The sequence below is a fragment of the Pseudomonas sp. AN-B15 genome (assembly GCF_019056475.1).
In the GTDB taxonomy this organism is placed as follows: Bacteria; Pseudomonadota; Gammaproteobacteria; order Pseudomonadales; family Pseudomonadaceae; genus Aquipseudomonas; species Aquipseudomonas parakoreensis.
This window is the reverse complement of record NZ_CP049737.1, coordinates 4,333,655-4,358,411: the sequence shown is the minus strand read 5'-3', so window position 1 is coordinate 4,358,411 and position 24,757 is coordinate 4,333,655. Positions and strand designations below refer to the sequence as shown.

The following is a 24,757-nucleotide window of genomic DNA, read 5'->3' as shown; positions in this document are numbered from 1 at the left end:
CAGCGCTCGCTTCAGCCCCGCGAGCGCAAACGGGCATTAGGGATCAGCGATTTGACGCATTGAATCTGCGTCGTAGGGAAGGTAAAGCAGCATGGTACAGGTGAGAGCACACCAGCCGATCAACACCGACGGCAGTATCAATCTCGAGGCTTGGCTCGATCACGCGGTCAGTGTCGACATGGCACTGGATCGCGAAGCCTTGAAAGAAGCCTGCGAGTTCGCTCGCGAGGCCGAACAGCAGTCCAATGCCAAGAAGAACCTGTGGGCCGAGGGCAGCGGCAGTTTCAGTACGGGCCTGGAGATCGCCGAGATTCTCGCCGACCTCAAGCTCGACCAGGATTCGCTGGTCGCGGCGGTGCTGTACCGCGGCGTGCGTGAAGGCCAGATTGAACTCGCGGCCGTCAGCCAGCGTTTCGGTCCGGTGGTGGCCAAGCTGATCGACGGCGTGCAGCGCATGGCGGCGATCAGTGCCAGCCTCAGCCCGCGCCAGTCAATGGTAATGGGCACTCAGGGCCAGGTGGAAAACCTGCGCAAGATGCTGGTGGCGATGGTCGACGACGTCCGCGTCGCGCTGATCAAACTGGCCGAACGTACCTGCGCGATCCGTGCGGTAAAAACCGCCGACGACGAGAAGCGTAACCGTGTCGCCCGGGAAGTCTTCGACATCTATGCGCCGCTCGCGCACCGACTCGGCATCGGCCATATCAAGTGGGAACTGGAGGACTTGTCCTTCCGTTACCTCGAACCCGATCAATACAAACAGATCGCCAAGCTGCTCCACGAGCGGCGGCTGGATCGTGAGCGCTTCATCAGCGATGTGATGACCCAGCTCAAGGATGAATTGCAGGCCACCGGCGTCGACGCCGACATCAGCGGCCGGGCCAAGCACATCTATTCGATCTGGCGCAAAATGCAGCGCAAGGGTCTGGAGTTCAGCCAGATCTACGACGTGCGCGCGGTGCGCGTGCTGGTGCCGGAAATGCGCGACTGCTACACCGCGCTCGGCATCGTCCACACCCTGTGGCGGCACATCCCGAAAGAGTTCGACGACTACATCGCCAACCCGAAAGAGAACGGCTACCGCTCGCTGCACACGGCGGTGATCGGTCCGGAGGGCAAGGTGCTTGAGGTGCAGATTCGCACCCACGCCATGCACGAGGAGGCCGAGCTGGGCGTGTGTGCGCACTGGCGCTACAAGGGCACCGACGTCAAATCCGGCTCCAATCACTACGAAGAGAAAATCTCCTGGCTGCGTCAGGTCCTCGAGTGGCATGAAGAGCTGGGTGATATCGGTGGTCTGGCCGAACAGCTGCGGGTCGATATCGAACCGGATCGGGTCTACATCTTCACCCCGGACGGCCACGCCATCGACTTGCCGAAAGGCGCGACGCCGCTGGACTTCGCCTACCGCGTGCACACCGAGATCGGTCACAACTGCCGTGGCGCGAAGATCAATGGTCGCATCGTGCCACTCAACTACAGCCTGCAGACCGGTGAACAGGTCGAGATCATCACCAGCAAGCACGGTACGCCAAGCCGCGACTGGCTGAACCCGAACCTGGGCTATGTCACCACCTCCCGGGCGCGGGCGAAGATCGTTCACTGGTTCAAGTTGCAGGCCCGTGACCAGAACGTCGCGGCGGGTAAAACCCTGATCGAGCGCGAACTCAATCGCCTCGGTCTGCCGGCGGTGGATTTCGACAAGCTGGCCGAAAAGGCCAACATGAAAACCGCCGAAGACATGTTCGCCGCCCTCGGTGCCGGCGACCTGCGTCTGGCGCAACTGGTCAACCTGGCGCAGCAACTGGTCGAGCCGGAACGCGGTAACGAACAGCTGGAGCTGATTCCGCGCAAGGCGACCGGTTACAAGCCGGGCAAGCGCGGCGACATCCAGATTCAGGGCGTCGGCAACCTGATGACGCAGATGGCCGGCTGCTGCCAGCCGCTGCCGGGCGACGCGATTGTCGGTTACATCACCCAGGGCCGCGGCGTGAGCATCCACCGTCAGGACTGCGCCTCGGTGCTGCAACTGGCCGGGCGCGAGCCGGAGCGGATCATCCAGGTCAGCTGGGGTCCGGTGCCGGTGCTCACCTATCCGGTGGACATCGTCATCCGCGCCTACGACCGTTCCGGTCTGCTGCGTGACGTCTCGCAGGTGCTGCTCAACGAGCGGATCAACGTGCTGGCGGTCAACACCCGTTCGAACAAGGAAGACAACACGGCGCTGATGTCGCTGACCATCGAGATTCCGGGGCTGGATGCGCTGGGGCGTTTGCTGGGGCGGATTTCGCAGTTGCCGAACATCATCGAAACGCGGCGTAACCGTACCCCATAACGCGGTCCCCTGTAGGAGCTGCCGAAGGCTGCGATCTTTTGATCTTGAAAATCAAAATCAAAAGATCGCAGCCTTCGGCAGCTCCTACACGGTTGAGTGAGATTTTGTATGTACAGCCTTGAAGACCTGCTCCACCTGATGAACCGTCTGCGCGACCCGCAGTACGGTTGCCCGTGGGACATCAAGCAAACCTACGCAACCATCGTTCCGCACACCCTCGAAGAAGCCTACGAAGTGGCTGACGCCATCGAGCGCGGTGACTTCGACCATTTGCAGGGCGAGCTGGGCGATCTATTGTTTCAGGTGGTCTATTACAGCCAGCTGGCCCGGGAAGAAGGGCGCTTCGAATTCGCCGGGGTGGTCGACAGCATCACCCGCAAGCTGATCCGCCGTCATCCACACGTCTTCCCCACCGGCGATCTGTATGCGCCGCTGGATGTGCCGCGCCTGAGCGAAGAACAGGTCAAGCAGCGCTGGGAAGAGATCAAGGCCGAAGAACGTGCCGAGAAATCTGCCGCGCCCGAGCAGCTGTCACTGCTCGATGACGTGCCCGCTGCATTACCGGCGCTGTCGCGCTCGGCCAAATTGCAAAAGCGTGCCGGACAGGTCGGGTTCGACTGGCCGGATGCCTTGCCGGTACTGGACAAAGTGCGCGAAGAACTCGATGAAGTGCTCGAGGCCATGTCCGAAAATGATCCCCAGGCGGTGGCCGACGAGATCGGCGATCTGCTGTTTTCCGTGGTCAATCTGGCCCGGCATCTGAAGGTCGATCCGGAAACTGCGCTGCGTGGCGCCAACGCCAAGTTCGAACGACGTTTCCGTTTTATCGAACAGGCATTGCGCGACACCCGTCGTCCCATGGAAGATTGCACCCTCGAAGAGTTGGACGCCCTGTGGGGTGAAGCCAAACGCCAGGAAAAGAATCTGCCCAGCTGCGGCTGAGCCGTTGCCCAAGTGAGTAAGCATTAATGAGCCTTTCCCTTCGCGACCAGTTGCTCAAAGCAGGCCTGGTCAACCAAAAGCAGGCCAAGCAGGTCAGCAAAGACAAGCAGAAGCAACAGCGCCTGGCCCACAAAGGTCAGGCCGAACTGGATGATTCGCAGCAGCGCGCCGCTCAGGAAGCCATGGCCGAGAAGGTCAAGCGCGACCAGGAGCTGAACCGTCAGCAGCAGGAGAAGGCCGAGGCCAAGGCCCGTGCCGCGCAGGTCAAGCAGTTGATCGAAGTCTCGCGTCTGCCCAAGCTGACCACCGAGGACTACTACAACTTCGTTGACGACAAGAAGGTCAAGCGCATCTCGGTCAACACGCTGATGCGCAACAAACTCAGCAGCGGTTCGCTGGCGATCGTGCACCATGCCGGCGGTTACGAAGTGATCCCCCGTGAAGCGGCCCTGAAGATCCAGGAGCGCGACCCGCAGCGTATCGTGCAGCTCAACGTGCAGACCGAAGAGGTCAATGCCGAGGACGATCCGTATGCGGCCTATCAGATCCCTGATGACCTGATGTGGTAAACCGATAAAGCTGTAATAACGACAAACTGTGGCGAGGGAGCTTGCTCCCGCCGGGGCGCGGAGCGGCCCTTGTTTTAAAGCAGGGCCTGCTGCGCAGTCCAGCGGGAGCAAGCTCCCTCGCCACAGGTTCAATATCGCCTAAGCGGATTTCAGATCCCGCTGCTGTTCCTGCAGTTCAAGTTCGGCCTTGTAGTTGTGGGCATCGATCTCGTTGTGGAACATGCCGACCAGCAAGTCTTGTTGATGCACATCCCAGATCCGTACACCGGCGGCTACGCCTTCATGGGACATGTGTGAATCGTCGCGTTCAGTTACTTTTACAGTCATCTGCTAGCTCCAATCTCTGTTATCTGCAGCAAGGCGTGTGCAGGCCTCTTTTATAGAATTTGTTAGCCTGCTAAGTAAACGCTTGATTTGCGCAAGGTGTTGTTGCGGTTTTTGCAACAGTGCTGCAGCCCGCTAAATCCGCGACATTCGGTCGCAGGGCGGGAAGTTGCATGACAGAAGTTTCATCTTGGAGGCTACTGATGTCCTCTGTAGGAGCTGCCGCAGGCTGCGATCTTTTGACTTTGATTTTTAAAAGACAAAATCAAAAGATCGCAGCCTTCGGCAGCTCCTACAGGGCTTATGCATTACTCAGTCATTTCTGCAGGCCAAAAAAAACGCCCCGAACCAGTCGGGGCGTTTTTATGTGCGGCTCAGCAGAAGGAAATTACTTGCCTTCCCAGCGCTTCAGCACGAGGGTGGCGTTGGTGCCACCGAAGCCGAAGCTGTTGCTCATCACGGTGTTGATGGTGGCGTTCTCGCGGGTCTTGGTCAGCACCGGCAGATCGGCCACTTCAGGGTCCAGCTCGTCGATGTTGGCGGAGCCGGCGATGAAGTTGCCTTCCATCATCAGCATGCAGTAGATCGCTTCGTGAACGCCAGCGGCGCCCAGGGAGTGACCGGACAGGCTCTTGGTCGAGCTGATCGCAGGCGCCTTGTCGCCGAACACTTCGCGCACACCTTTCATTTCCGCGACGTCGCCGACCGGAGTCGAAGTGCCGTGGGTGTTCAGGTAGTCGATCGGGGTGTCGACGGTGGACATTGCCATCTGCATGCAGCGGATCGCGCCTTCGCCGCTTGGGGCAACCATGTCGTAGCCGTCGGACGTTGCGCCGTAGCCAACGATTTCGGCGTAGATCTTGGCGCCACGGGCCAGCGCATGTTCCAGCTCTTCAACCACGACCATACCGCCACCGCCAGCGATGACGAAACCGTCACGGTCGGCGTCGTAGGCGCGGGAAGCTTGTTCCGGGGTGTCGTTGCGCTTGCTGGACAGGGCGCCCATCGCGTCGAACAGGAACGACTGGCTCCAGTGCTCTTCTTCACCACCACCGGCGAAGACGATGTCCTGCTTGCCCATCTGGATCTGTTCCATGGCGGTACCGATGCAGTGAGCACTGGTGGCGCAGGCAGACGCGATGGAGTAGTTCAGGCCCTTGATCTTGAACGGCGTGGCCAGGCATGCGGAAACGGTGCTGCTCATGGTCCGCGTTACACGGTATGGGCCAACGCGTTTCACGCCTTTCTCGCGCAGGATGTCCAGCGCTTCCATCTGGTTCAGGGTCGACGCGCCGCCGGAACCGGCGATCAGGCCGGTACGCGGGTTGGACACTTGCTCTTCGGTCAGGCCGGAGTCAGCAATGGCGTCTTTCATGGCCAGGTAGGCGTAAGCCGCTGCGTGGCCGACGAAACGATAGATCTTGCGATCGATCAGTTCTTCAAGGTTGAGGTCGATGGAGCCGGAAACCTGGCTACGCAGACCCATTTCAGCATATTCCGGGTTGAACCGGATGCCAGGGCGGCTTGCACGCAGGTTAGCGGAGACGGTCTCTTTGTCATTGCCCAGGCACGAAACAATGCCCAGACCAGTGATAACGACGCGGCGCATGCGAATAACCCTTAGAAGTTGTCAGTGGAGGTGAACACGCCGACGCGAAGGCCTTCGGCGGTATAGATTTCGCGACCGTCGACAGTCACCGAACCGTCGGCGATGGCCAGGTTCAGCTTGCCCTTGAGGACGCGTTTGATATGAATGTTGTAGGTGACTTTCTTGGCGGTCGGCAGGACCTGGCCGAAGAATTTCACTTCGCCCGAACCCAGCGCACGGCCACGGCCCGGCAGGCCTTGCCAGCCCAGGAAGAAGCCGACCAGTTGCCACATGGCGTCCAGACCGAGGCAGCCCGGCATCACCGGATCGCCTTCGAAGTGGCACGCGAAGAACCACAGGTCAGGGTTGATATCCAGCTCGGCGACCAATTCACCTTTGCCGTACTTGCCGCCTTCTTCGCTGATCAGGGTGATGCGATCCACCATCAGCATGTTCGGGGCGGGCAGTTGCGCGTTACCTGGGCCGAACAGCTCACCGCGACTGCAGCGCAGCAGGTCTTCCCGAGTAAAGGCGTTTTGTTTGGTCATGCGAGCTCCTCAATAATCCCATGCGGCAGGTGGGGCAAATCTTCCCGGCCGATCGACGCGTTCATGCCTCGTACCGGCAGCCTACTCATAGACTATTGCGTTGTGGTGAAAGTCACAGCACCAAGGACATGAATGTACACTTGTGCACTGAAATTTTTATTCAAGCCTCTTTTGAGGCTCGTTCGGGTGCCTAAGACTGCCGCACTTTCGCTTTTCACGCCAGTCGCAGATGGTCGAAAAACCGTCACTACTGCACCCAGCGCTGCAGAATCTGTTGTAGGTCATTGCGTTTGAACGGCTTCGCCAGGTAATCGTTCATGCCCGCCGACAGGCAGGTTTCGCGGTCGCCCTGCAGCGCGTTGGCGGTCAGAGCGATGATCGGCACCTCGCCGCGACCGGGCAGTTGGCGGATCTGCCGGGTTGCCTCATAGCCGTCGATGATCGGTAGCCGGCAGTCCATCAGAATCACTTCGAACTCATTGCCCTCAGCGCTGCGTACCGCCTGCGCGCCATCGGTGGCGACGCTGACGGTGAAGCCAAGGCTGCGCAGCATCGCCTCGATCACGGTCTGGTTGACCGGATTGTCCTCCACCAGTAACACATGGCGCCCCTCGCCATGCCCGTTGCCATTGGCCGCGCGCGGTGCCGCCAGCGGCGGCAATGTCTGCTTATATAAGGCCAGCGGGATTTCCAGGGTGAACACCGAGCCCAGGCCTTCTTCACTTTGCGCGCGCAACGTCCCGCCCATGCGTTCGGCCAGGGTGCGTGCGATCGGCAGGCCGAGGCCGGTGCCGCCATAGCGCCGGGAAATCGAACTGTCAGCCTGCTGGAAGGCGTTGAACATCAACTCCAGACTTTCCGAGGAGATGCCGATGCCGCTGTCACGCACCGAACAGGTGAACCACAGCAGTTCGTGATCCAGCGACTGCCATTGCGCTTCGATACTGACCCGGCCACGCTCGGTGAACTTCAAGGCATTGCCCACCAGGTTAACCAGAATCTGCCGGATCCGCGTCGGATCACCTTGTACCTGCAAGTCGCGCATGTCCTCGGGGATCCGCAGGTTCAGGGCCAGGCCGCGCTGCACCGCGCTGTGCTGGAACGACTGGGCGCAAGCGCCGATCAGGTCGGCCAGGTTGAATGGAATGTGCTCAAGCTCCAGCTCCGAACGTTCGATCCGCGAGAAGTCGAGGATGTCGTTGATGACTTTCAGCAGATGTTCGGTCGACTCCGAAGCGAGCGCCGCGTACTCGATCTGCTCCTCGGTCATGTCCGTGGTTTCCAGCAACTGCAACATGCCCAGCACACCATTCATGGGCGTACGCAGTTCGTGGCTCATCATCGCCAGGAAATCGGATTTGGCGTTGTTGGCCTTTTCCGCTTCCTCGCGGGTCTGGATCAGTTGCGCCATCGCCTGATGCTGTTCGCGACTGGCCTGTTCCAGTGCCTGGGCGAGGTTGTTGATGTGCTGCGACAGGGCGCCCAGTTCCGTGTCATCGACAATCGGCAGCGGAGTCTTGTAGTCGCCTTGCTGAATCGCCTTGACCGCGTTGCCGATATCGCGGATCGGCGCCGACAGGCTGCCGGCCAGACGCCGCGCCAGCACAAACGTGAAGAGCAGGGCGAACAACGCCAGAATCCCGGCCTTGAACAGAATTTCCTGCTGACGCTGACTGAAGGCATCGTTGGACAGGCCGACGATCACCCGACCCAGATAGTCCTCGCTGGTCACGTTATTGCTGGCTTTGGCGTCGTGGAAAAAATCACTGTTGAGGGCGATCCGTTGCAGGCGCACCGGGGCCTGGAACACCTCGACCTGATGCGGGCGGTTGTGCGCGTCGGCGGCCTGTTCTACGTAGGCCAGGATCCGGTTGGCGCTGTCCTGTACTTCCAGAAAACGCACGTTTGGTGTCGCCAGGGTCGCTTTGAGCAGGCTTTCCAGCACTTCGTTGTTGCCGGAAATCACCCCGTACTCGGTGGCGGGCGCCAGTTGGTTGGCGATCAGTTGCCCGGTGTGATTGAGCTCCTGCCGCAAATCCTGAATCCGCACGAAGGTAAAGAAACTGATCAGCAGCAGCGTAAGCAGCAGGGCCGGGCCGAGGCTGATCAATTGCGTGCGGGTGTTGATGTCCCAGCGGCGACGCAGATTCATGGGTGGCTTTCTCCTTCAGCCAACTGGCGGGCGACAGACGCTTCATCGATTGGCTCGATACCCAGGGAACGAGCGACCTGCGCATTACTTGAGACCTTGAAGCGATCGGGGTAGAGCGCGCGCGGCCATGTTGCCGGGGGACGGTCCAGCAACCCGTCAAGGATCGCCAGCCAGTCGGGCTGATCGCTGTAAGTGCTGGCGAGGCTGCCGGCACGCACGAACGCAACGTTCGGCCCGATCAGTGCCACTTGCCGGGAGTAACTGCTGAGCAACAGGTTTTTCACGGTTTTCGGGTTGTACAGGTCGGGGTCGTCGAGGCCCAGCAGCACCTCGCTGTTTCTCAGCACGCTTTGCAACGGGCGACTGTCCTGGGTGTTGTCCCAGCGCTGGCTGACGATTTGCAGATTCAGCGGCGCTGCGGCCTGATGCAGCTCCTTGAGCAGGAATTCGCTGTGCTGGTCGAACAGCACGCCGACCCGCCGCACCTGCGGCAGAATCCGCCGGATCAGTTGCAGCTGCCGCCCCAGCGGCGGATCGCTCCACAGCAGACTCAAGTGCGGCGGTTGTGCGCCACCCAGGCGTTGCCGCGCTTGCAAACGGCTGATGCGCAACACCAGCGTCGGCGGCCCCTGGGACTCCTGCAGGCGCCAGTCGAGGCTGGGCAGATCGAGCAGAATCATCCGCAAATTGCCCGGCAACTTGCCCGGCGCCGGCAGGCTGGCCAGCGGCTGAAACCGTACGTTGTCAGTGGGGCGCAGCTCGCTCAGGGCCTGGACGAAGGCTTGCACCCCGGGGCTTTCTTCGGCGCCGGTCAACAGGATATCGGCGGCTTGCACCGCCACGCCGTGCAGCCACGCGGTCAAGAACAGACAGGCACCCGCCAGCCAGTGGCCAAGGGTGGGCGTCTTGTTTGCCGTGGCGTAGCGCACCCTAGAACTCCAGCTCGGCGCTGAAATACAGCACCCGGCGCTCGTCGTACTGGTTGTCGACGAAAGTGGTCGGTTCGTTGTCGAGCCGCTGCTGCAGCACGCCGGCCAGTTGCAGTTGGGCTTTGCCCAGCGGGATGCGCTTGGCGATGCGCGTGTCGACCCGCTCGAAACGATAGCCGTTAAGCGCGTTGTCGCCGTAATAGAAGAGGGCGCTGTTCCAGCCATGGCCCCAATCGCGCAGCCAGCCGGCAGAGCCGCTGTTGCGTGAGGTGAATTGCTGATCCAGCGGATTGCTCGCTTCGGCATCGACGTAGGCATAAGTGAAGCGCAGGCGGTCGATCAGGCTCAGGCGCCAGTCGAGCTGGGTTTCAGTGCCGCGAAAGCGCGAGCTGTTGGCGTTGCTGGCGATGTACTGGTTGTTACGCAGCGGCTCGCTGATCATTCCGGTGATTTCGTCGTAGAACAGCTTCACGTCCACGGCCAGCCCCCACTCGGCGAAATAGCCGTTGTAGCCCAACTCGCGCGAACGCATGTGTTCCTGATCGAGATTGCCCGGGCCACGGGTCTTGACGAAGTAGCGCGCCGAAGACTGGCCATAGGCGGACGGCCGCAGGTTGCTCACCTGATAGCTCCAGTTGACGTTGTTCTCGAACATGTCCGGCGAGCGGATCGCCTCCGAGTACACCGCGCGCAGGCCATGGCGTGGGTTGATCAGGTAGTTGACGGCGAACCGGGGCGTCAGCGAACTGCCGATCAGTTGGGTGTTTTCAAACATGGCGCCGCCCTGCAACAGCCAGTGTTCACTGGCACGCCACTCCAATTGGCCGAACGCACGCCAAGTGGTGTCGTCCAGCGTGCCGTTGAAGTAGGTCTCGGAGTCGGCCCGGTCGTAACGATAGTTCATGCCGCTGACCAGCCGCAGCGTGTCGGACAGGCTGAGAGTGTCCTGCAATTCCAGATCGTAGCGCGACTCGCGGGCGCTTTGGTCGATGTCGCCACACAAGGTCTGGCTGGCACCGTTGCGCCATTGATCCAGCACTTGATTGGCCAGAGCCATTTCCTGTGGCGTTCAGGCTTCCGGACCGGGGCCGGTGAAGCGGGTGATGTTGCGCGCCAGGCGTTCGGTGTAGTTCGGGTTGAGCTGCCACAGCTGTGTCAGTTGCGGGCTGAACGACACTTCGGCATCACAGGCGCGCCATACTTGCTGGCGATCCCAGTGCTGCGCCGAGCCTTGTATATAAAGGCTGTGTTGCGGATTGATGTCGAGACTCCAGCGCACCGAGCCGGCGTAATCCTTGGCGACCACGTCGGAATTGTTCCCGGCAGCGGTAATCCCCGAGAACACCGGGCGGTAGGTATAAGGGCGCTGGTTGGTACCGTCCTTGGCATTGACCTGCCAGTCGAGGCTCTGGTTGTCGCTCAGGGTCTGGCTGACGGCGAGGCTGAAGCGGTTCAAACGGCGGCTGTCGCGGTAATCGGCGCCGGTGCGGTCGCTGTCGAAGCCATCGTCTTCCTGGCCGGACAGCGACAGGCGCAAGTCGCCGCCGTTCCAGCCCGTACCCTGGCTGGCATAGAAATCGTTAATGCCGCGCTGGCCGCGGGTGTACTTCAGGCGTGTGCCGTGGCTGTCTGCCGGGTTGCGGGTGATGATGTTGACCACCGCCATCAGCGCGTTGGCGCCGTAGCTGACCGTGTTCGGCCCACGGAAAACCTCGATCCGCTCGATGTCTTCCATGGCCACCGGAATATCACTCCAGTCCACCGTGGCCAGGCCCGCGCGGTACACCGAGCGGCCATCGATCAGCACCTGCATGCGTCGCGCTTCGCTGGCATTGGTCCCGTGATAGTTGACCGCCGCCTGATTGCCGCTGATGTTGCCGACCATCATTCCCGGCACCAGCCGCAGCAACTCACTGATGTCGCGGGCGCCACTGGCGTTGATCAGTTCACTGTCGAGTACGGTCATGCTCCCCGGCACTTCCGCCGGTGTCTGTTTCAGGCGTGTGGCCGTCAGCACCTGCGGCAGCGTTTCGCTGTCGACAAACAGGTCGTCCGCCTGCAACATCGGGCTGAACAGCAGCGCCAGCAACAGGGATGAACGTGAAGGGGGAGAGCCAAAAGACACGACACAGCCTTGATCACAAAGAATTGGCGCGCATGTTAACCGAGGACAGTGACTTTTCCAGTCACGATGCTGGCATTTTCCTAGGTTTTATTGGTCTTCTTCCTACAAGTGCCGGTAATTGACGCAGGGGCTGGCCGCGCTCCGGTCGCCCCGTATAATGCCGGCATCGCCACTGGTATGGATTAACGGATTGCATATGACTGAACAGCGCCCGATTGCGGTCCTGGGAGGCGGAAGTTTTGGTACCGCCGTGGCCAATCTTTTGGCCGAGAACGGCCATCAAGTCCTGCAGTGGATGCGCGACCCCGAGCAGGCCGAGGCCATTCGGGTCAATCGCGAGAATCCGCGTTACCTCAAAGGCATCAAGATCCTGCCGGGGGTGACGGCGGTCACCGACCTGCAGGCCACCCTCGACGCCTGCGAGTTGTGCTTCGTCGCGCTGCCGTCGAGCGCCCTGCGCACGGTGCTGGCTGCTCATGCCGAGCGCCTGAGCGGCAAGATGCTGGTCAGCCTGACCAAGGGCATCGAAGCCCACACCTTCAAACTGATGAGCCAGATCCTCGAAGAGATCGCCCCACAGGCGCGCATCGGCGTGCTGTCCGGGCCGAACCTGGCGCGGGAGATCGCCGAGCACGCGCTGACCGCCACGGTGGTCGCCAGCGAAGACGAAGAACTCTGCAAAGCGGTACAGGCTGCGTTGCATGGTCGCACCTTCCGCGTTTACGCCAGTGCTGACCGTTTCGGTGTCGAACTGGGCGGCGCGTTGAAAAACGTCTACGCGATCATTGCCGGCATGGCGGTAGCGCTGGAGATGGGCGAGAACACCAAGAGCATGCTGATCACTCGCGCCCTGGCCGAGATGACCCGGTTCGCGGTGAACCAGGGCGCCAATCCGATGACTTTCCTCGGTCTGGCCGGGGTCGGTGACTTGATCGTGACCTGCTCGTCACCCAAGAGCCGCAACTATCAGGTCGGGTTTGCCCTCGGTCAGGGCTTGAGCCTTGATGAAGCCGTGTCGCGCCTGGGCGAAGTCGCTGAGGGGGTCAACACCCTGAAGGTGCTCAAGGCCAAGTCCCAGGAGGTTGGCGTGTACATGCCGCTGGTCGCCGGGCTGCATGCGATCCTGTTTGAAGGACGCACGCTGGAGCAGGTGATCGGTCTACTGATGCGGGCCGAGCCGAAAACCGACGTCGACTTTATTTCCACCAGCGGTTTCAACTGATTCAACAGGAAGCGAGCCATGAACGATCCGAAAACCGAAGCCAAGTACGAATCCATCCTCCTGCGGGTGCTGTGGATGATCGTCTACGTGCTGGTCTGGCAAGTGGCGCAGTTCATCCTCGGCGCGGTGGTGCTGGTGCAACTGATCTATCGTTTGATTTACGGCGCGCCGAGCGCCAGCCTGATGAATTTCGGCGACAGCCTGAGCCAGTTCCTTGCGCAGATCGGCCGCTTCGGCAGCTTTCACAGCGACCAGAAACCCTGGCCGTTCGCCGACTGGCCGACCCCGCGTGCCCCGGAAGGCGAGACGCCGCACGCCGTGCCGCCAGCCCCGCATCCGGCCCGCGATGAGGAACCCAAGCTATGAAACTCTGGGTATTGCGTCACGGTGAGGCCGTGCCTTATGGCTCGTGCCCCGACTCCGAACGGGAACTGACCGCGCACGGTCGCCAAGAGGCCTTGAGCAGCGCAGCCCGATTGATCGGTCAGCCGCTGACGGCGATTTACGCCAGCCCTTATCTGCGCGCACAACAGACTGCGCAGATCGTTCGCGAGGCTCTGGGTTTCGAGCCGGAGATCCGCACCGTCGATTGGCTGACGCCGGAAACCGATCCGGACAAGGTCACCGATCAACTGGTGTCGGTGAGCAATGTGCTGCTGGTCAGCCATAACCCGCTGGTGGGCAATCTGCTCAGCTATCTGCAGCACGGCGCCGGTTATCCGCCGGAGAAGGTCAGCACCGCTGGCCTGGCCGAATTGGAAAGTCCTGAGTTGTTGATTGGCTCGATGACCCTCAACAGCCTCAAACACCCTTAACAGCAAAAGATCGCAGCCTGCGGCAGCTCCTACATTGATCCGTGTAGGCGCTGCCGCAGGCTGCGATCTTTTGATCTTGTTTCTTTTGGTAAAAAATCCAACCAAGCACTTGCTTGGTTGACTACGCTTGCTCCAGACCCAAAAAACAGGAGCGAGTCGCATGTCTGCCGCCTTCCGTTTGCCGCTGGACGTGTTCTACGAGCGTGAGGCCCGGCACCCGCGCCAGCGTTTTCTGGTGCAGCCCATCGGTGGCGGGCAGGTCGAGACGCTCACCTGGGCCGATGTCGGCCATCAGGCCCGTTGCGCCGCGCACTGGCTGCGCGCACGGGAACTGCCGCAAGGCAGCCACATTGCACTGATCTCGAAAAACTGCGCGCACTGGATCATTGCCGATCTGGCGATCTGGATGGCCGGACACGTCTCGGTGCCGCTGTATCCCAACCTCACGGCGGACTCGGTGAATCAGGTCCTGACACATTCGGAAAGCGTGCTGGCGTTCATCGGCAAGCTCGATGACTGGCCGGGCATGTCGGTCGGTGTGCCGGCGGATTTGCCAACCATCAGTCTGCCGCTGCATCCGCCCGGCGAGTTTGATTTCAGTTGGGATGACCTGCTAAAGAGCTCGCCGATCCAGGACGATCCGCGCCCGGCGGCCGAACAACTGGCGACCATCATCTACACCTCCGGCACCACCGGGTTGCCCAAAGGCGTGATGCACAGTTTTGCCAATCTGGGGTTTGCCACGACTCGCGGCACGCAACTGTTCGGGCTCAACGAGCAAGACCGCCTGCTGTCGTACCTGCCGCTGTGCCATGTCGCCGAACGAATGTTCGTTGAACTGGCGGCGATTTATACCGGGCAAACCGTGTTCTTTGCCGAAAGCCTCGACACCTTCATCACCGATCTGCAGCGGGCGCGGCCCACGGCGATGTTCGGGGTGCCGCGCATCTGGACCAAATTCCAGATGGGCGTGTACGGCAAGATCCCGGCCAAGCGCCTGGATTTCCTGCTTGGCCTGCCATTCATTGGCAAGCGGGTCGGGCACAAGGTGTTGGCCGGGTTAGGCCTTGATGCCTTGCGCGTTGCCCTGTCCGGTGCGGCACCGGTGCCGCAGACCCTGCTCGGCTGGTATCAGAAACTCGGCCTCGATGTGCTGGAGGTGTATGGCATGACCGAGAGTTGCGGCTATTCGCACATCTGCCTGCCGGGTCAGTACAAGCAAGGCTGGATCGGCAAGCCGTGCCCGGAGGTCGAGGTGCGGATCGACGAGTCCGGTGAGGTGCAGGTGCGCAGTCAGGCGAACATGCTCGGCTATTTCAAGGAACCGCAGAAAACCGCCGAGATCCTCACAGAGGACGGCTTCCTGCGTACTGGTGACAAGGGCGAACAGGATGCCGAGGGGCGCTTGCGCCTGACCGGCCGACTCAAGGAAATCTTCAAGACCAGCAAGGGCAAATACGTGGCCCCGGCGCCGATTGAAAACCGGCTGGCGGTGCATTCGCGGATCGAACAGGTCTGTGTCGTCGGTGATGGCCTGAGTGCCCCGCTGGGCTTGTGCGTGCTGTCGAACGTCAATCAGGAGGAGGCGCGGGCGAGTCTGCATTCGAGCCTGGAGAAGCTGCTCGAAGAGGTCAACGCCGTGCTCGACAAGCACGAACGCCTGCGCCGGCTGGTGGTGGTCAAGGACAGCTGGGCGGTGGAAAACGGCTTTCTCACGCCGACCTTGAAGATCAAGCGCAACGTCATCGAAGACACCTATGGCGCGCGGTTTGAAGAATGGAGCGCGCGCAGCGAGGCGGTGCTGTGGCAGGATTGAGTGACGATCAAAACAACAAAGGAAGCCTGCGATGACCTTGTGGCGCACCACTCCGAACATCGAGCAGTTGAACGCAATCCAGAAAAACACCATCGGCGAAGTGCTGGATATCCGCTTTGAGTCCTTCGACGAAGCGTCGTTGACGGCGAGCATGGTCATCGATCACCGCACCCATCAACCTTATGGTCTGCTGCACGGCGGCGCTTCGGTGGTGCTGGCGGAAACCGTCGGTTCCATGGCCAGTTACCTGTGCATCGATGCCAGCAAATTCTATTGCGTGGGGCTGGAGATCAATGCCAACCATCTGCGCGGTTTGCGCAGCGGGCGGGTGACCGCAGTGGCCTCGCCAATTCACATCGGTCGCACCACGCATGTCTGGGACATTCGCCTGACCAGCGATGAAGGTAAGGCCAGTTGCGTTTCGCGTTTGACCATGGCGGTGGTGCCGTTGGGCGAGCAGCCACCGGTGCGTTGAAGTCCGATGCGCCACTGCCATGACCGGACTGTCATCATTCCTGGCAGTTACGGTCATTGCTCAGCGCCGCGCTCTTGCGGACAATCAGCGGCATGTTTCTGCTCATGGATAAACCTGCATGTCGCAACCGATCTTTTTCGCCCACGCCAACGGGTTTCCCTCGGGCACCTATGGCAAGTTGTTCGCGGCGCTGGCGCCCGAGTACCGGGTTGCGCATCTGGAGCAGCATGCCCATGACCCGCGTTTCCCGGCGGACGACAACTGGTACAACCTGGTCGACGAACTGATCCACCATTTGCAGCAGCAGGATCAACCGGTGTGGGGCGTCGGCCATTCCTTTGGCGGCGTGTTGCACCTGCACGCCGCATTGCGCTGCCCAGAGCTGTATCGCGGCGTGGTCATGCTCGACTCGCCGGTGCTGACCCGCACTGACCAATGGGTGATCCGCGCGGCCAAGCGCTTCGGCTTCATCGACAGACTGACCCCGGCCGGACGTACGCTGGGGCGACGCGAGGAGTTCGCCGACCTCGACACGGCGCGCAGCTACTTTGCCGGCAAAACCCTGTTTCGCGGTTTCGATCCGGAATGCTTCGATGCCTACCTGCAACACGGGTTGCAGACGGTCGGCGACAAGTTGCGTCTGCGCTTCGACCCGGCCACCGAAATCAGCATCTATCGCGGCGTGCCGCACACCAGCCCGGGCCGTACGCGCCAATTGCAGGTGCCGCTGGCCGTGGTGCGTGGTCACAAGAGTCGCGTGGTCATGCGTCATCACACGCGGTTCGTCGGGCGCCTGCCCCAGGGCGAAGCCCTGAGCATGCCCGGCGGACACATGTTCCCGCTCGAACGTCCGCAGGACACCGCGCGCCTGCTCAAAGAGCTGTTTACGCGTTGGGAGCGCCGCGAACAGAAGGACTGCGCATGAGCCCGACCTTCGAAGAAGTGCGCCTGAGCCTGCCGCATATCGAACTGGCGGCGCACTTGTTCGGCCCCGAGGACGGTCTGCCGGTGATCGCCCTGCATGGCTGGCTCGACAACGCCAACAGCTTCGCGCGCCTGGCGCCGAGGCTCAAAGGCCTGCGCATCATTGCCCTGGACATGGCCGGGCATGGGCATTCCGGGCATCGCCCGAACGGCGCCGGTTATGCGCTGTGGGACTACGCCCATGATGTGCTGCAGGTCGCCGAGCAATTGGGCTGGAAACGCTTCGGCCTGCTCGGGCATTCGATGGGCGCCATCGTTTCGCTGGTGCTGGCCGGTTCGTTGCCGGAGCGCATCAGCCATCTGGCGCTGATCGATGGAGTGATTCCGCCTACAGACAAAGGTGAAAACGCTGCCGAGCGCATGGGCATGGCCCTGCAGGCGCAGCTGGACCTGCGTGACAAGCGCAAACCGGTCTACAACACCCTCGATCGTGCCATCGAAGCGCGGATGAAAGGGCTGGTGGCGGTCAGTCGCGAAGCCGCCGAACTGCTGGCGCAACGCGGTTTGATGCCGGTGCCCGGCGGTTATACCTGGCGCACTGATAATCGGCTGACTCTGCCATCGCCGTTGCGCCTGACTCAGGAACAGGCGATGGCGTTCGTCCAGCGCATCGCCTGTCCGGCGCAACTGGTGGTCGCCGCCGACGGCATGCTGGCCAGACATCCGGAGTTGCTGGAGCGTCTACCCTTTAGCCAGGAACAGCTGGCGGGCGGGCATCATTTGCACCTGAACGATGAGTCCGGTGCCGACCTTGTCGCAGACTGTTTCAATCGCTTCTTCGCCATTCCTTGACTTGCACCGGGCAACTGTCGAGGCTGGGCGGGTTGAAATGGGAGACAAACACGATGGATTTCTATACCGCTGCGACCCCGACCCGCCAAGCCATGCCGATCCGATGAGCCTGACTATGCGGTCACTCAGTCTGTTGGCGCTGTGCTGTTTCAGTCCCGTTCTCTTCGCTGCCGATGTGCCAGGCAGCCAGGATCTGCAGATCGTGCCGCGCCTGGCCGATGCGCAGATTGTCGACTATCGCCCTCCGGTGGAGCTCGAGCGGATCTATCCGCTGGGCTCGATTCGCAAGATCAGCGGCCAGTTGCGCTTCGACGGCCAGGTCACCGCGCGCGGCCAGACCACTTCGGTCACCTATGAATTGCCCCCGGAGCACTCCGCCACCGAAGCCTTCACTGCTGCTCGCGAAGCCCTGCAAAAGCAGGACGCCGAGTTGCTGTTCTGGTGCCAGGCCCGCGACTGTGGCGAAAGCAGCCTGTGGGCCAATGAAGTGTTCGGCAATGCCAAGCTGTACGGTGCCGACGAGCAACAGGCCTATCTGCTGTTGCGTCTGGCCGCACCGAAGGACAACACCCTGGTAGCGCTCTACAGCATCACCCGTGGCAATCGCAAAGCCTACCTGCATGTCGAACAGTTCGAAGCGGGCGCGCCGTTGGGCGAGTTGCTTCCGACGTCGGCGACGCTGTTGCGACAGCTCAAAAGCACCGGCGAACTGGACTTTCCCAAGCTGACCGGGGACCCGGATGACACCTGGCTACGACTGATTTCCCGCGGCTTGAACCTCGACACCACCCAGCGCGTGACGATTTCCGGGCCGAAGGCCGAGGCCTGGCGTCAGGCATTGATCGGTCAGGGCGTGCGCGCGGCGCGGATGGAGGCGGGGAGCGCCGATGGCGCTGGCCTGCGCGTTGATCTGTTGCGATAAGCTGCATCGTACGTGCACGCGGGGCGTGTTCGCCTACGCTTTGACCGACTGACTTCTTCGAGACTTTACATGCTCAATAATGATCGGCTGTTGGTGCAGATTCTCCTGCTGGTGCTGTTTGGTGCCAGCCTGTGGGTGATGGCGCCGTTCTGGTCGGCGCTGTTCTGGGGGGCGGTGCTGGCGTTCGCCAGTTGGCCGCTGATGCGTCTGTTGACCCGTTGGCTCAATGGCCGCGAATCACTTGCTGCGGCTATTTTGACCCTTGGCTGGATGCTGCTGGTGGCGGCGCCACTGGTGTGGCTGGGGTTCAATCTGGCCGATCACGTGCGCGATGCCACGGCGTTCATCAAGGATGTACAGGTCGACGGCCTGCCGGAAGCACCGGCCTGGCTCGGCAGCGTGCCGCTGGTCGGCGAGCGGCTGGTCGGGGTCTGGAACAGCATCGATCAGCAGGGCGCCGCGCTGATGGTGTCGATCAAGCCGTATCTGGGGCAGGTCGGCAACTGGTTGCTGGCGCGCAGTGCGCAGATCGGCGGCGGGATCCTCGAGCTGACCCTGAGCATTGTCTTCGTGTTCTTTTTCTATCGCGACGGGCCGCGACTGGCGGCGTTTGTGCACGGTCTGCTGGAGCGGCTGATTGGCGAGCGTGCCGGGTATTACATCGAGCTGGTGGCCGGCACTGTGCAGCGGGTGGTCAACGGGGTGATCGGTACGGCGGCGGCGCAGGCGATTCTGGCGTTGATCGGGTTCCTGATTGCCGGCGTTCCGGGGGCGCTGGTGTTGGGGATCGTGACGTTCCTGTTGAGCCTGATTCCGATGGGGCCGCCGTTGGTGTGGATTCCGGCGACGGCCTGGCTGGCGTGGAAGGGCGAGTACGGGATGGCGGTGTTTCTCGGGATCTGGGGCACGTTCATCATCAGTGGCGTGGATAACGTGTTGAAGCCTTATCTGATCAGCCGGGGCGGGAATCTGCCGTTGGTGATTGTGCTGCTTGGGGTATTTGGCGGGTTGATTGCGTTTGGGTTTATCGGGCTGTTTATCGGGCCTACGTTGTTGGCGGTGGCTTATAGTTTGTTGACGGATTGGAGCAAGAGTCAGGCTCGGGTTTAGATTTGGCTGGGGTGGTTTGACTTGGCGGCCTTTGGGCCGACCATGCTCCTGGGGTTTTGGGTGTTTATCCGTTGCTTCGGGTGTTGCGGCTGGCGGTTTCGCCCTTACGGCGAGTCACTTTTGCAGACGCCCAAAAGTAACCAAAACGCTGGGCCCCGGCGTTCGGCCCTCGCTTAGGCTCGGGTTCCTTCGCTCCGGGATTCATCCGGGGGCATCGCCTCCGGTTTGCTTCGCTGCACCTCCTCTCGATGTGTTCGACTGCGTCGAACGGTCGCTGCGCTCCCACCCCCGGATAAACCCCTCCACTCAGCCTGCCGAAGGGGCCGGCACGGCAAGATCAAGAGCTGCAGCCGAGCTAACGCTCATCCTGTTGAGTGGTGAAAAGCATGCGGTCTGCCTGGACTGCTTTGCTTTTTTGTGGGAGCGAGCTTGCTCGCGAAGGCGGCCTATGGGCCGACCAATTTCCAACAGACCACACCCAATCCACCTGTGGGAGCTGGCTTGCCAGCGATGGCGGCCTGCGAGCCGACCAATCTCCAACAGACCGCACCCCAATCCACCTGTGGGAGCCGGCTTGCCAGCGAAGGCGGCCTGACAGCCGACCAATCTCCAACAGACCGCACCCATTCCCACTGTGGGAGCTGGCTTGCCAGCGATGGCGGCCTGACAGCCAACCAATCTCCAACTGAACACACCCAATCCACCTGTGGGAGCTGGCTTGCCAGCGAAGGCGGCCTGACAGCCGACCAATCTCCAACTGAACACACCCATTCCCACTGTGGGAGCGAGCCTGCTCGCGAAGGCAGCCTGACAGCCGACCAATCTCCAACAGACCGCACCCATTCCCACTGTGGGAGCTGGCTTGCCAGCGATGGCGGCCTGACAGCCAACCAATCTCCAACTGAACACACCCAATCCACCTGTGGGAGCTGGCTTGCCAGCGAAGGCGGCCTGACAGCCGACCAATCTCCAACTGAACACACCCATTCCCACTGTGGGAGCGAGCCTGCTCGCGAAGACGGCCTGGCAGCCGACCAATTTCCAACTGATCACACCCAATCCCACTGTGGGAGCGAGCCTGCTCGCGAAGACGGCCTGACAGCCGACCAATCTCCAACTGACCACACCCAACCCCACGGTCGGAGCCAGCCTGCTGGCGATGAGGCTCTCTCAGGCAACCACTCTCTTCTCGCTGTACTCAAATGACCGTTCCCACACCACTGCATGGAAACGATCACACATCACTACATCAACTCAAGTCGCCACATTCAGGTACTTGCCCACCGGCGCAGCATTGTCCAGTGAATACTGCTTGCTCAAGTTGGCAATCATCCGGTTCAGCGCTTCGCTGGTGGTCTGGGTGCTGGCGGTCCTTTCTTCAGGCGGATGTTCGCGACCGGCTTGCAATGCTGCTTTCAGTTCGTCGCTGCTCACGTCGCCGCTGCTGTCGCTGTCCAGCGCTTTGAGCAGTGTGGCGCTGGTGTCGGTGCTGGTCGTTGAGGTGTTGTCGCGGGTCTGTAGCGCGCTGCTCAGTTCGGTGGCGCTGATGCTGCCGTCACCATCGGCATCCAGTTGGCTGAACAATTCATCACTGGGGGGTTGCTGCGTTAGCGGTGGTGGCGGGGTGAGGCTGGCGGTGAGTTCGTCCTGACTGACGGTGCCATCCTTGTTCTTGTCCAGAACGGAGAAGATCTGATTGCTGTCGGCGCTGCTGCCGGCGCTGGTGAGGCCGTTTTTCAGTTCGTCCGTGCTGATAGCGCCATCACCATCGGCATCGAGGGCGCTGATCAGGGCGTCGGCGAGGTCGGTGTTTGGTGCTTGATCCTGAGGCGGCGATGGGGGCGCCATGGCGGTCATTTCTTCGGCGCTGAGGCTGCCGCTGGCGTCGCTGTCCAGCTCGCCAAATTGCTTGCTCAGGTTGACCAGCAAACCGTCGTCGGATTTTTGCGACAGGGCGCTTTTCAGTTCGTCCTGGTCCACCGCGCCGTCGCTATTGCTGTCGAGTCTGGCGAACAGTTGCTTTTGCAGTTGCTGGCTGCGGGCGTTCTGGGTGGCGGTGCTGCTGGTGCTGGTATAGCTCGTGTAGTTGCTGACGCTACCGATCATGGGCTCACTCCTTGGACTGTAAAGCCGGTCGGTGTACCGGCTTGTACAGACTCAAGGAGCAAGTTGTCCTGGGTATTTTGGCTTTGTACCGGGTGGTACACAGTGGGGAGGACACCAGAAACCCTCAGGGGGACAGGTGTTCTTCTCAGGCGCGCGGCAGGCGGATGATTGCGGTCAGGCCGCCGCCGGGTGTTTCTTGCAGATTCAACTGCCCACCCAAACGCTGCGCCGCTTCACGGGCAATGGTCATGCCAAGGCCGACGCCGCCGGAGTTGCGGTTGCGGGAGCCTTCCAGGCGATAGAACGGTTCGAACACCGCTTCGCGTTGGTCTTCGGCTATGCCCGGGCCGTGGTCGATCACGCGGATCAGCAGTTGTTCGCGTTGATCCTGCAGTTCGATGCGCGCCTGCCCGGCGTAGCGCAGGGCATTGTCCATCAAGTTATTGATGCACGAGCGCAGCGCCATCGGTTGCACCTGCAGCGGCGCGCAATGGCCGCTGACCTGCACGTCTGCGCCTTGATCCTGAGCGTTCTCGCACAACGATTCGACCAGCGCCTGCACGTCCATCAACTGCAGGGCTTCGCTGGTGCGTTGTTCGTGCAGGTAGGTGAGGGTGGCGTCGAGCATGCCGATCATGTCGTTGAGGTCCTGGCGCATCTGACCTTGCAGCTTTTCGTCGTCGATCTGTTCCAGGCGCAGTTTCAGTCGCGACAGCGGGGTGCGCAGGTCGTGGGAGACGGCGCCGAGCATGCGTGCTCGTTGTTGCACCTGTTCGCGGATGCGTTGTTGCATCAGGTTGAAGGTGTGCGCCGCTTGCCGTGCCTCACGCGGGCCGGACTCGTCCAGCGGTGGGCTGTCGAGGTTTTCACTGAGGCGTTCGGCGGCGTCGCTCAGGCGCTGGATCGGTCGGCTGAGCAGTTTGGCGCCGTACCACGCAGCAATCATCAGCGAGATGAACTGGAACGTCAGCGGCACCAGCGGTCCGCCGAACCACGGACGTGGCGGGCGATGGGCGAAACGCGGATCCGGCGGCGGATGTTGGCCGTCGACCCCCTCGGCAAATTCCGGCGGGGGCGGCGGTGGGGGCGGGCCGTAGTGGTGAAACCAGGCAAAAGCCAACAGATGCGCGAGGACGATCGCCACGAACAGCATGCCAAACAGGCGGCCGAACAGCGTGTCGAAGCGCCCTCGCATCAGCCGATGTCCCGCGCGTCGAACAGGTAACCTTCACCGCGCACGGTTTTGATCAACTGCGGGGCTTTCGGGTCGTCGCCGAGTTTTTGTCGCAGGCGCGACACCAGCAAATCGATGCTGCGGTCGAACGCTTCGATCGAACGGCCCCGGGCGGCGTCCAGCAGTTGTTCGCGGCTGAGTACCCGACGCGGGCGTTCAATGAACACCCAAAGCAAGCGGAATTCGGCATTGGACAGCGGCACCACCAGTCCATCGTCGGCAATCAGCTGACGCAGCACGCTGTTGAGGCGCCAGTTGTCGAAGCGAATGTTGGCCCGCTGTTCGGTGCGGTCATCGCGCACCCGGCGCAGGATGGTCTGGATCCGCGCCACCAGTTCCCGTGGCTCGAACGGTTTGGCCATGTAGTCGTCGGCGCCCAGTTCCAGGCCGATGATGCGGTCGGTGGGCTCGCAGCGGGCGGTGAGCATGAGGATCGGGATGTCCGATTCGGCACGCAGCCAGCGGCACAGCGACAGGCCGTCTTCGCCGGGCAGCATCAGGTCGAGTACCACCACGTCGAAATGTTCGGCCTGCATCGCCTGGCGCATGGCTGCGCCGTCGGTGACGCCGCTGGCGTGGATGTTGAAGCGCGCGAGGTAGTCGATCATCAGCTCGCGGATCGGCACATCGTCATCGACGATCAGCGCGCGGATGCTCCAGCGCTTGTCGTCTTTCTGCTCATCAGTCACGGTCGTTTGGGTGTTGTGCATGGGGCTGTTCATCTGCCAGTAGGCCGCCAACCACAAAGATGGGCTGCGAGGTGGTGGTTTCAGCATAGGCGTCCTGCCGTGAGGCGGGAAGTGCTGATGTAAGGACGTGTTGCGGCTGGCGAGGCTAGCGCGGGCGCATGTTGGCGGCGTGTCGGTTGTGTATCGGGTTCGACACAATAGCAGCGAGCGCTATGCTGATCACGGTTGCGGCGACGATTTACCGATCATCGGGTGCCGCGCCGTCGCCGCTTCCGCTACAATGCGCGCCGATTTCGACTTGCCTGAGAGCCCATCCATGTCCGCCTGCCAGACTCCTATCATCGTCGCCCTGGATTTCCCCACCCGTGACGCCGCACTGAAGCTGGCCGACCAGTTGGACCCGAAGCTGTGCCGGGTCAAAGTGGGCAAGGAACTGTTCACCAGTTGCGCCGCGGAAATCGTCGGCACCCTGCGTGACAAAGGCTTTGAAGTGTTCCTCGACCTGAAATTCCACGATATTCCCAATACCACCGCGATGGCTGTGAAAGCCGCTGCCGAGATGGGCGTGTGGATGGTCAACGTGCATTGCTCCGGTGGCCTGCGCATGATGGCGGCCTGCCGTGAAGAGCTCTCCAAGCGCAGCGGCCCGCAACCGCTGCTGATCGGCGTGACCGTGCTGACCAGCATGGAGCGCGAGGATCTGGCCGGTATCGGTCTGGACATCGAGCCGCAGGAGCAAGTGCTGCGTCTGGCCGCGCTGGCCGAGAAGGCCGGAATGGACGGTCTGGTGTGCTCGGCGCTGGAAGCCACCGCGCTGAAGTCGGCGCATCCTTCGCTGCAACTGGTGACCCCGGGGATTCGCCCGGCGGGCAGTGCGCAGGACGATCAGCGCCGTATCCTGACCCCGCGTCAGGCACTGGATGCCGGTTCCGATTACCTGGTGATCGGCCGTCCGATCAGTCAGGCGGCGGATCCAGCCAAGGCCCTGGCCTCGGTCGTGGCAGAACTGGCCTGATCAGTTTCCGCAGGTATTAGCATTACCTGTAGGAGCTGCCGAAGGCTGCGGTCTTTTGATTTTGC

The 24,757-nt window shown here is 61.7% G+C and carries 21 protein-coding genes and 1 pseudogene; 13 read left to right on the top strand and 9 right to left on the bottom strand.

The window, feature by feature from the left end; translation table 11 throughout:
- Positions 1–91: 91 nt before the first annotated feature.
- From relA to GTQ41_RS19675, 3 genes are all read left to right on the top strand, one after another.
- Positions 92–2,335, top strand: a complete 2,244-nt coding sequence (gene relA, locus GTQ41_RS19685; RefSeq protein ID WP_041067509.1) for a GTP diphosphokinase — start codon at positions 92–94, stop codon at positions 2,333–2,335.
- A 108-nt stretch (positions 2,336–2,443) separates the two neighbouring features.
- Positions 2,444–3,277: a nucleoside triphosphate pyrophosphohydrolase gene (gene mazG, locus GTQ41_RS19680; protein ID WP_047295769.1), complete on the top strand. Its 834-nt coding sequence runs from the start codon at positions 2,444–2,446 to the stop codon at positions 3,275–3,277.
- 26 nt (positions 3,278–3,303) lie between these two features.
- Positions 3,304–3,846 (top strand): DUF2058 domain-containing protein, encoded by a 543-nt coding sequence (locus GTQ41_RS19675; protein WP_007968960.1) that lies wholly within the window; start codon positions 3,304–3,306, stop codon positions 3,844–3,846.
- Between the two features lie 138 nt (positions 3,847–3,984).
- Here GTQ41_RS19675 and GTQ41_RS19670 read toward each other — a convergent pair whose 3' ends face one another.
- The 6 genes and pseudogenes from GTQ41_RS19670 to GTQ41_RS19645 form a co-directional block, all read right to left on the bottom strand.
- On the bottom strand, positions 3,985–4,173 hold the full coding sequence (locus tag GTQ41_RS19670; protein ID WP_003227153.1) for a hypothetical protein: 189 nt from the start codon (positions 4,171–4,173) through the stop codon (positions 3,985–3,987).
- Positions 4,174–4,558: 385 nt separating this feature from the next.
- Positions 4,559–5,779 (bottom strand): beta-ketoacyl-ACP synthase I, encoded by a 1,221-nt coding sequence (gene fabB / locus GTQ41_RS19665; protein ID WP_003227152.1) that lies wholly within the window; start codon positions 5,777–5,779, stop codon positions 4,559–4,561.
- 11 nt (positions 5,780–5,790) lie between these two features.
- Positions 5,791–6,306 (bottom strand): 3-hydroxyacyl-[acyl-carrier-protein] dehydratase FabA, encoded by a 516-nt coding sequence (fabA, locus tag GTQ41_RS19660; RefSeq protein WP_003227150.1) that lies wholly within the window; start codon positions 6,304–6,306, stop codon positions 5,791–5,793.
- Between the two features lie 247 nt (positions 6,307–6,553).
- Positions 6,554–8,458 carry a response regulator gene (locus tag GTQ41_RS19655; protein WP_217325344.1) on the bottom strand — a complete coding sequence of 635 codons (1,905 nt, stop codon included), beginning with the start codon at positions 8,456–8,458 and terminating at the stop codon, positions 6,554–6,556.
- Complete coding sequence (locus GTQ41_RS19650; protein ID WP_047295764.1) at positions 8,455–9,387, bottom strand: ABC transporter substrate-binding protein; 933 nt, start codon at positions 9,385–9,387, stop codon at positions 8,455–8,457. The genes GTQ41_RS19655 and GTQ41_RS19650 overlap by 4 nt, the downstream gene beginning before the upstream one ends.
- A 1-nt stretch (position 9,388) precedes the next feature.
- Positions 9,389–11,512 (bottom strand): annotated as a pseudogene (locus GTQ41_RS19645) (TonB-dependent receptor plug domain-containing protein).
- A 196-nt stretch (positions 11,513–11,708) separates the two neighbouring features.
- Here GTQ41_RS19645 and GTQ41_RS19640 point away from each other — a divergent pair.
- The 9 genes from GTQ41_RS19640 to GTQ41_RS19600 all read left to right on the top strand — a co-directional run bounded on the left by GTQ41_RS19640 (position 11,709) and on the right by GTQ41_RS19600 (position 19,648).
- The gene (locus GTQ41_RS19640; protein ID WP_047295760.1) at positions 11,709–12,734 is read left to right on the top strand and encodes an NAD(P)H-dependent glycerol-3-phosphate dehydrogenase; all 1,026 of its coding nucleotides are present in this window, start codon (positions 11,709–11,711) and stop codon (positions 12,732–12,734) included.
- A gap of 18 nt (positions 12,735–12,752) precedes the next feature.
- Complete coding sequence (locus GTQ41_RS19635) at positions 12,753–13,100, top strand: DUF4389 domain-containing protein (protein WP_047295758.1); 348 nt, start codon at positions 12,753–12,755, stop codon at positions 13,098–13,100.
- Complete coding sequence (sixA, locus tag GTQ41_RS19630) at positions 13,097–13,549, top strand: phosphohistidine phosphatase SixA (protein ID WP_047295756.1); 453 nt, start codon at positions 13,097–13,099, stop codon at positions 13,547–13,549. The genes GTQ41_RS19635 and sixA overlap by 4 nt, the downstream gene beginning before the upstream one ends.
- A gap of 160 nt (positions 13,550–13,709) precedes the next feature.
- Positions 13,710–15,365 carry an AMP-binding protein gene (locus GTQ41_RS19625; RefSeq protein WP_047295754.1) on the top strand — a complete coding sequence of 552 codons (1,656 nt, stop codon included), beginning with the start codon at positions 13,710–13,712 and terminating at the stop codon, positions 15,363–15,365.
- Positions 15,366–15,396: 31 nt separating this feature from the next.
- The gene (locus tag GTQ41_RS19620) at positions 15,397–15,840 is read left to right on the top strand and encodes a hotdog fold thioesterase (RefSeq protein WP_047295752.1); all 444 of its coding nucleotides are present in this window, start codon (positions 15,397–15,399) and stop codon (positions 15,838–15,840) included.
- Between the two features lie 118 nt (positions 15,841–15,958).
- Positions 15,959–16,765, top strand: coding sequence for an alpha/beta fold hydrolase (locus tag GTQ41_RS19615; protein WP_047295750.1), 807 nt, complete (start codon positions 15,959–15,961; stop codon positions 16,763–16,765).
- Entirely contained in the window at positions 16,762–17,616 is an 855-nt protein-coding gene (locus tag GTQ41_RS19610) for an alpha/beta hydrolase (protein WP_047295748.1), read from the top strand. Before GTQ41_RS19615 ends, GTQ41_RS19610 begins: the two co-directional genes overlap by 4 nt.
- A 115-nt stretch (positions 17,617–17,731) precedes the next feature.
- Entirely contained in the window at positions 17,732–18,538 is an 807-nt protein-coding gene (locus GTQ41_RS19605) for a DUF4892 domain-containing protein (RefSeq protein WP_047295746.1), read from the top strand.
- 69 nt (positions 18,539–18,607) lie between these two features.
- Positions 18,608–19,648 (top strand): AI-2E family transporter, encoded by a 1,041-nt coding sequence (locus GTQ41_RS19600; RefSeq protein ID WP_047295744.1) that lies wholly within the window; start codon positions 18,608–18,610, stop codon positions 19,646–19,648.
- Between the two features lie 1,254 nt (positions 19,649–20,902).
- On the opposite strand, the gene xopAW is transcribed toward GTQ41_RS19600, so the two are convergent.
- The 3 genes from xopAW to GTQ41_RS19585 form a co-directional block, all read right to left on the bottom strand.
- The gene (xopAW, locus tag GTQ41_RS19595) at positions 20,903–21,754 is read right to left on the bottom strand and encodes an EF-hand domain-containing protein (protein ID WP_047295727.1); all 852 of its coding nucleotides are present in this window, start codon (positions 21,752–21,754) and stop codon (positions 20,903–20,905) included.
- A 145-nt stretch (positions 21,755–21,899) separates the two neighbouring features.
- Positions 21,900–22,949 (bottom strand): HAMP domain-containing sensor histidine kinase, encoded by a 1,050-nt coding sequence (locus GTQ41_RS19590; protein WP_047295725.1) that lies wholly within the window; start codon positions 22,947–22,949, stop codon positions 21,900–21,902.
- Positions 22,949–23,698 carry a response regulator gene (locus tag GTQ41_RS19585; protein ID WP_041073744.1) on the bottom strand — a complete coding sequence of 250 codons (750 nt, stop codon included), beginning with the start codon at positions 23,696–23,698 and terminating at the stop codon, positions 22,949–22,951. The genes GTQ41_RS19590 and GTQ41_RS19585 overlap by 1 nt, the downstream gene beginning before the upstream one ends.
- A gap of 295 nt (positions 23,699–23,993) precedes the next feature.
- On the opposite strand from GTQ41_RS19585, the gene pyrF reads away from it, so the two are divergent.
- Positions 23,994–24,692, top strand: coding sequence for an orotidine-5'-phosphate decarboxylase (pyrF, locus tag GTQ41_RS19580; RefSeq protein ID WP_047295723.1), 699 nt, complete (start codon positions 23,994–23,996; stop codon positions 24,690–24,692).
- Positions 24,693–24,757 lie beyond the last annotated feature (65 nt).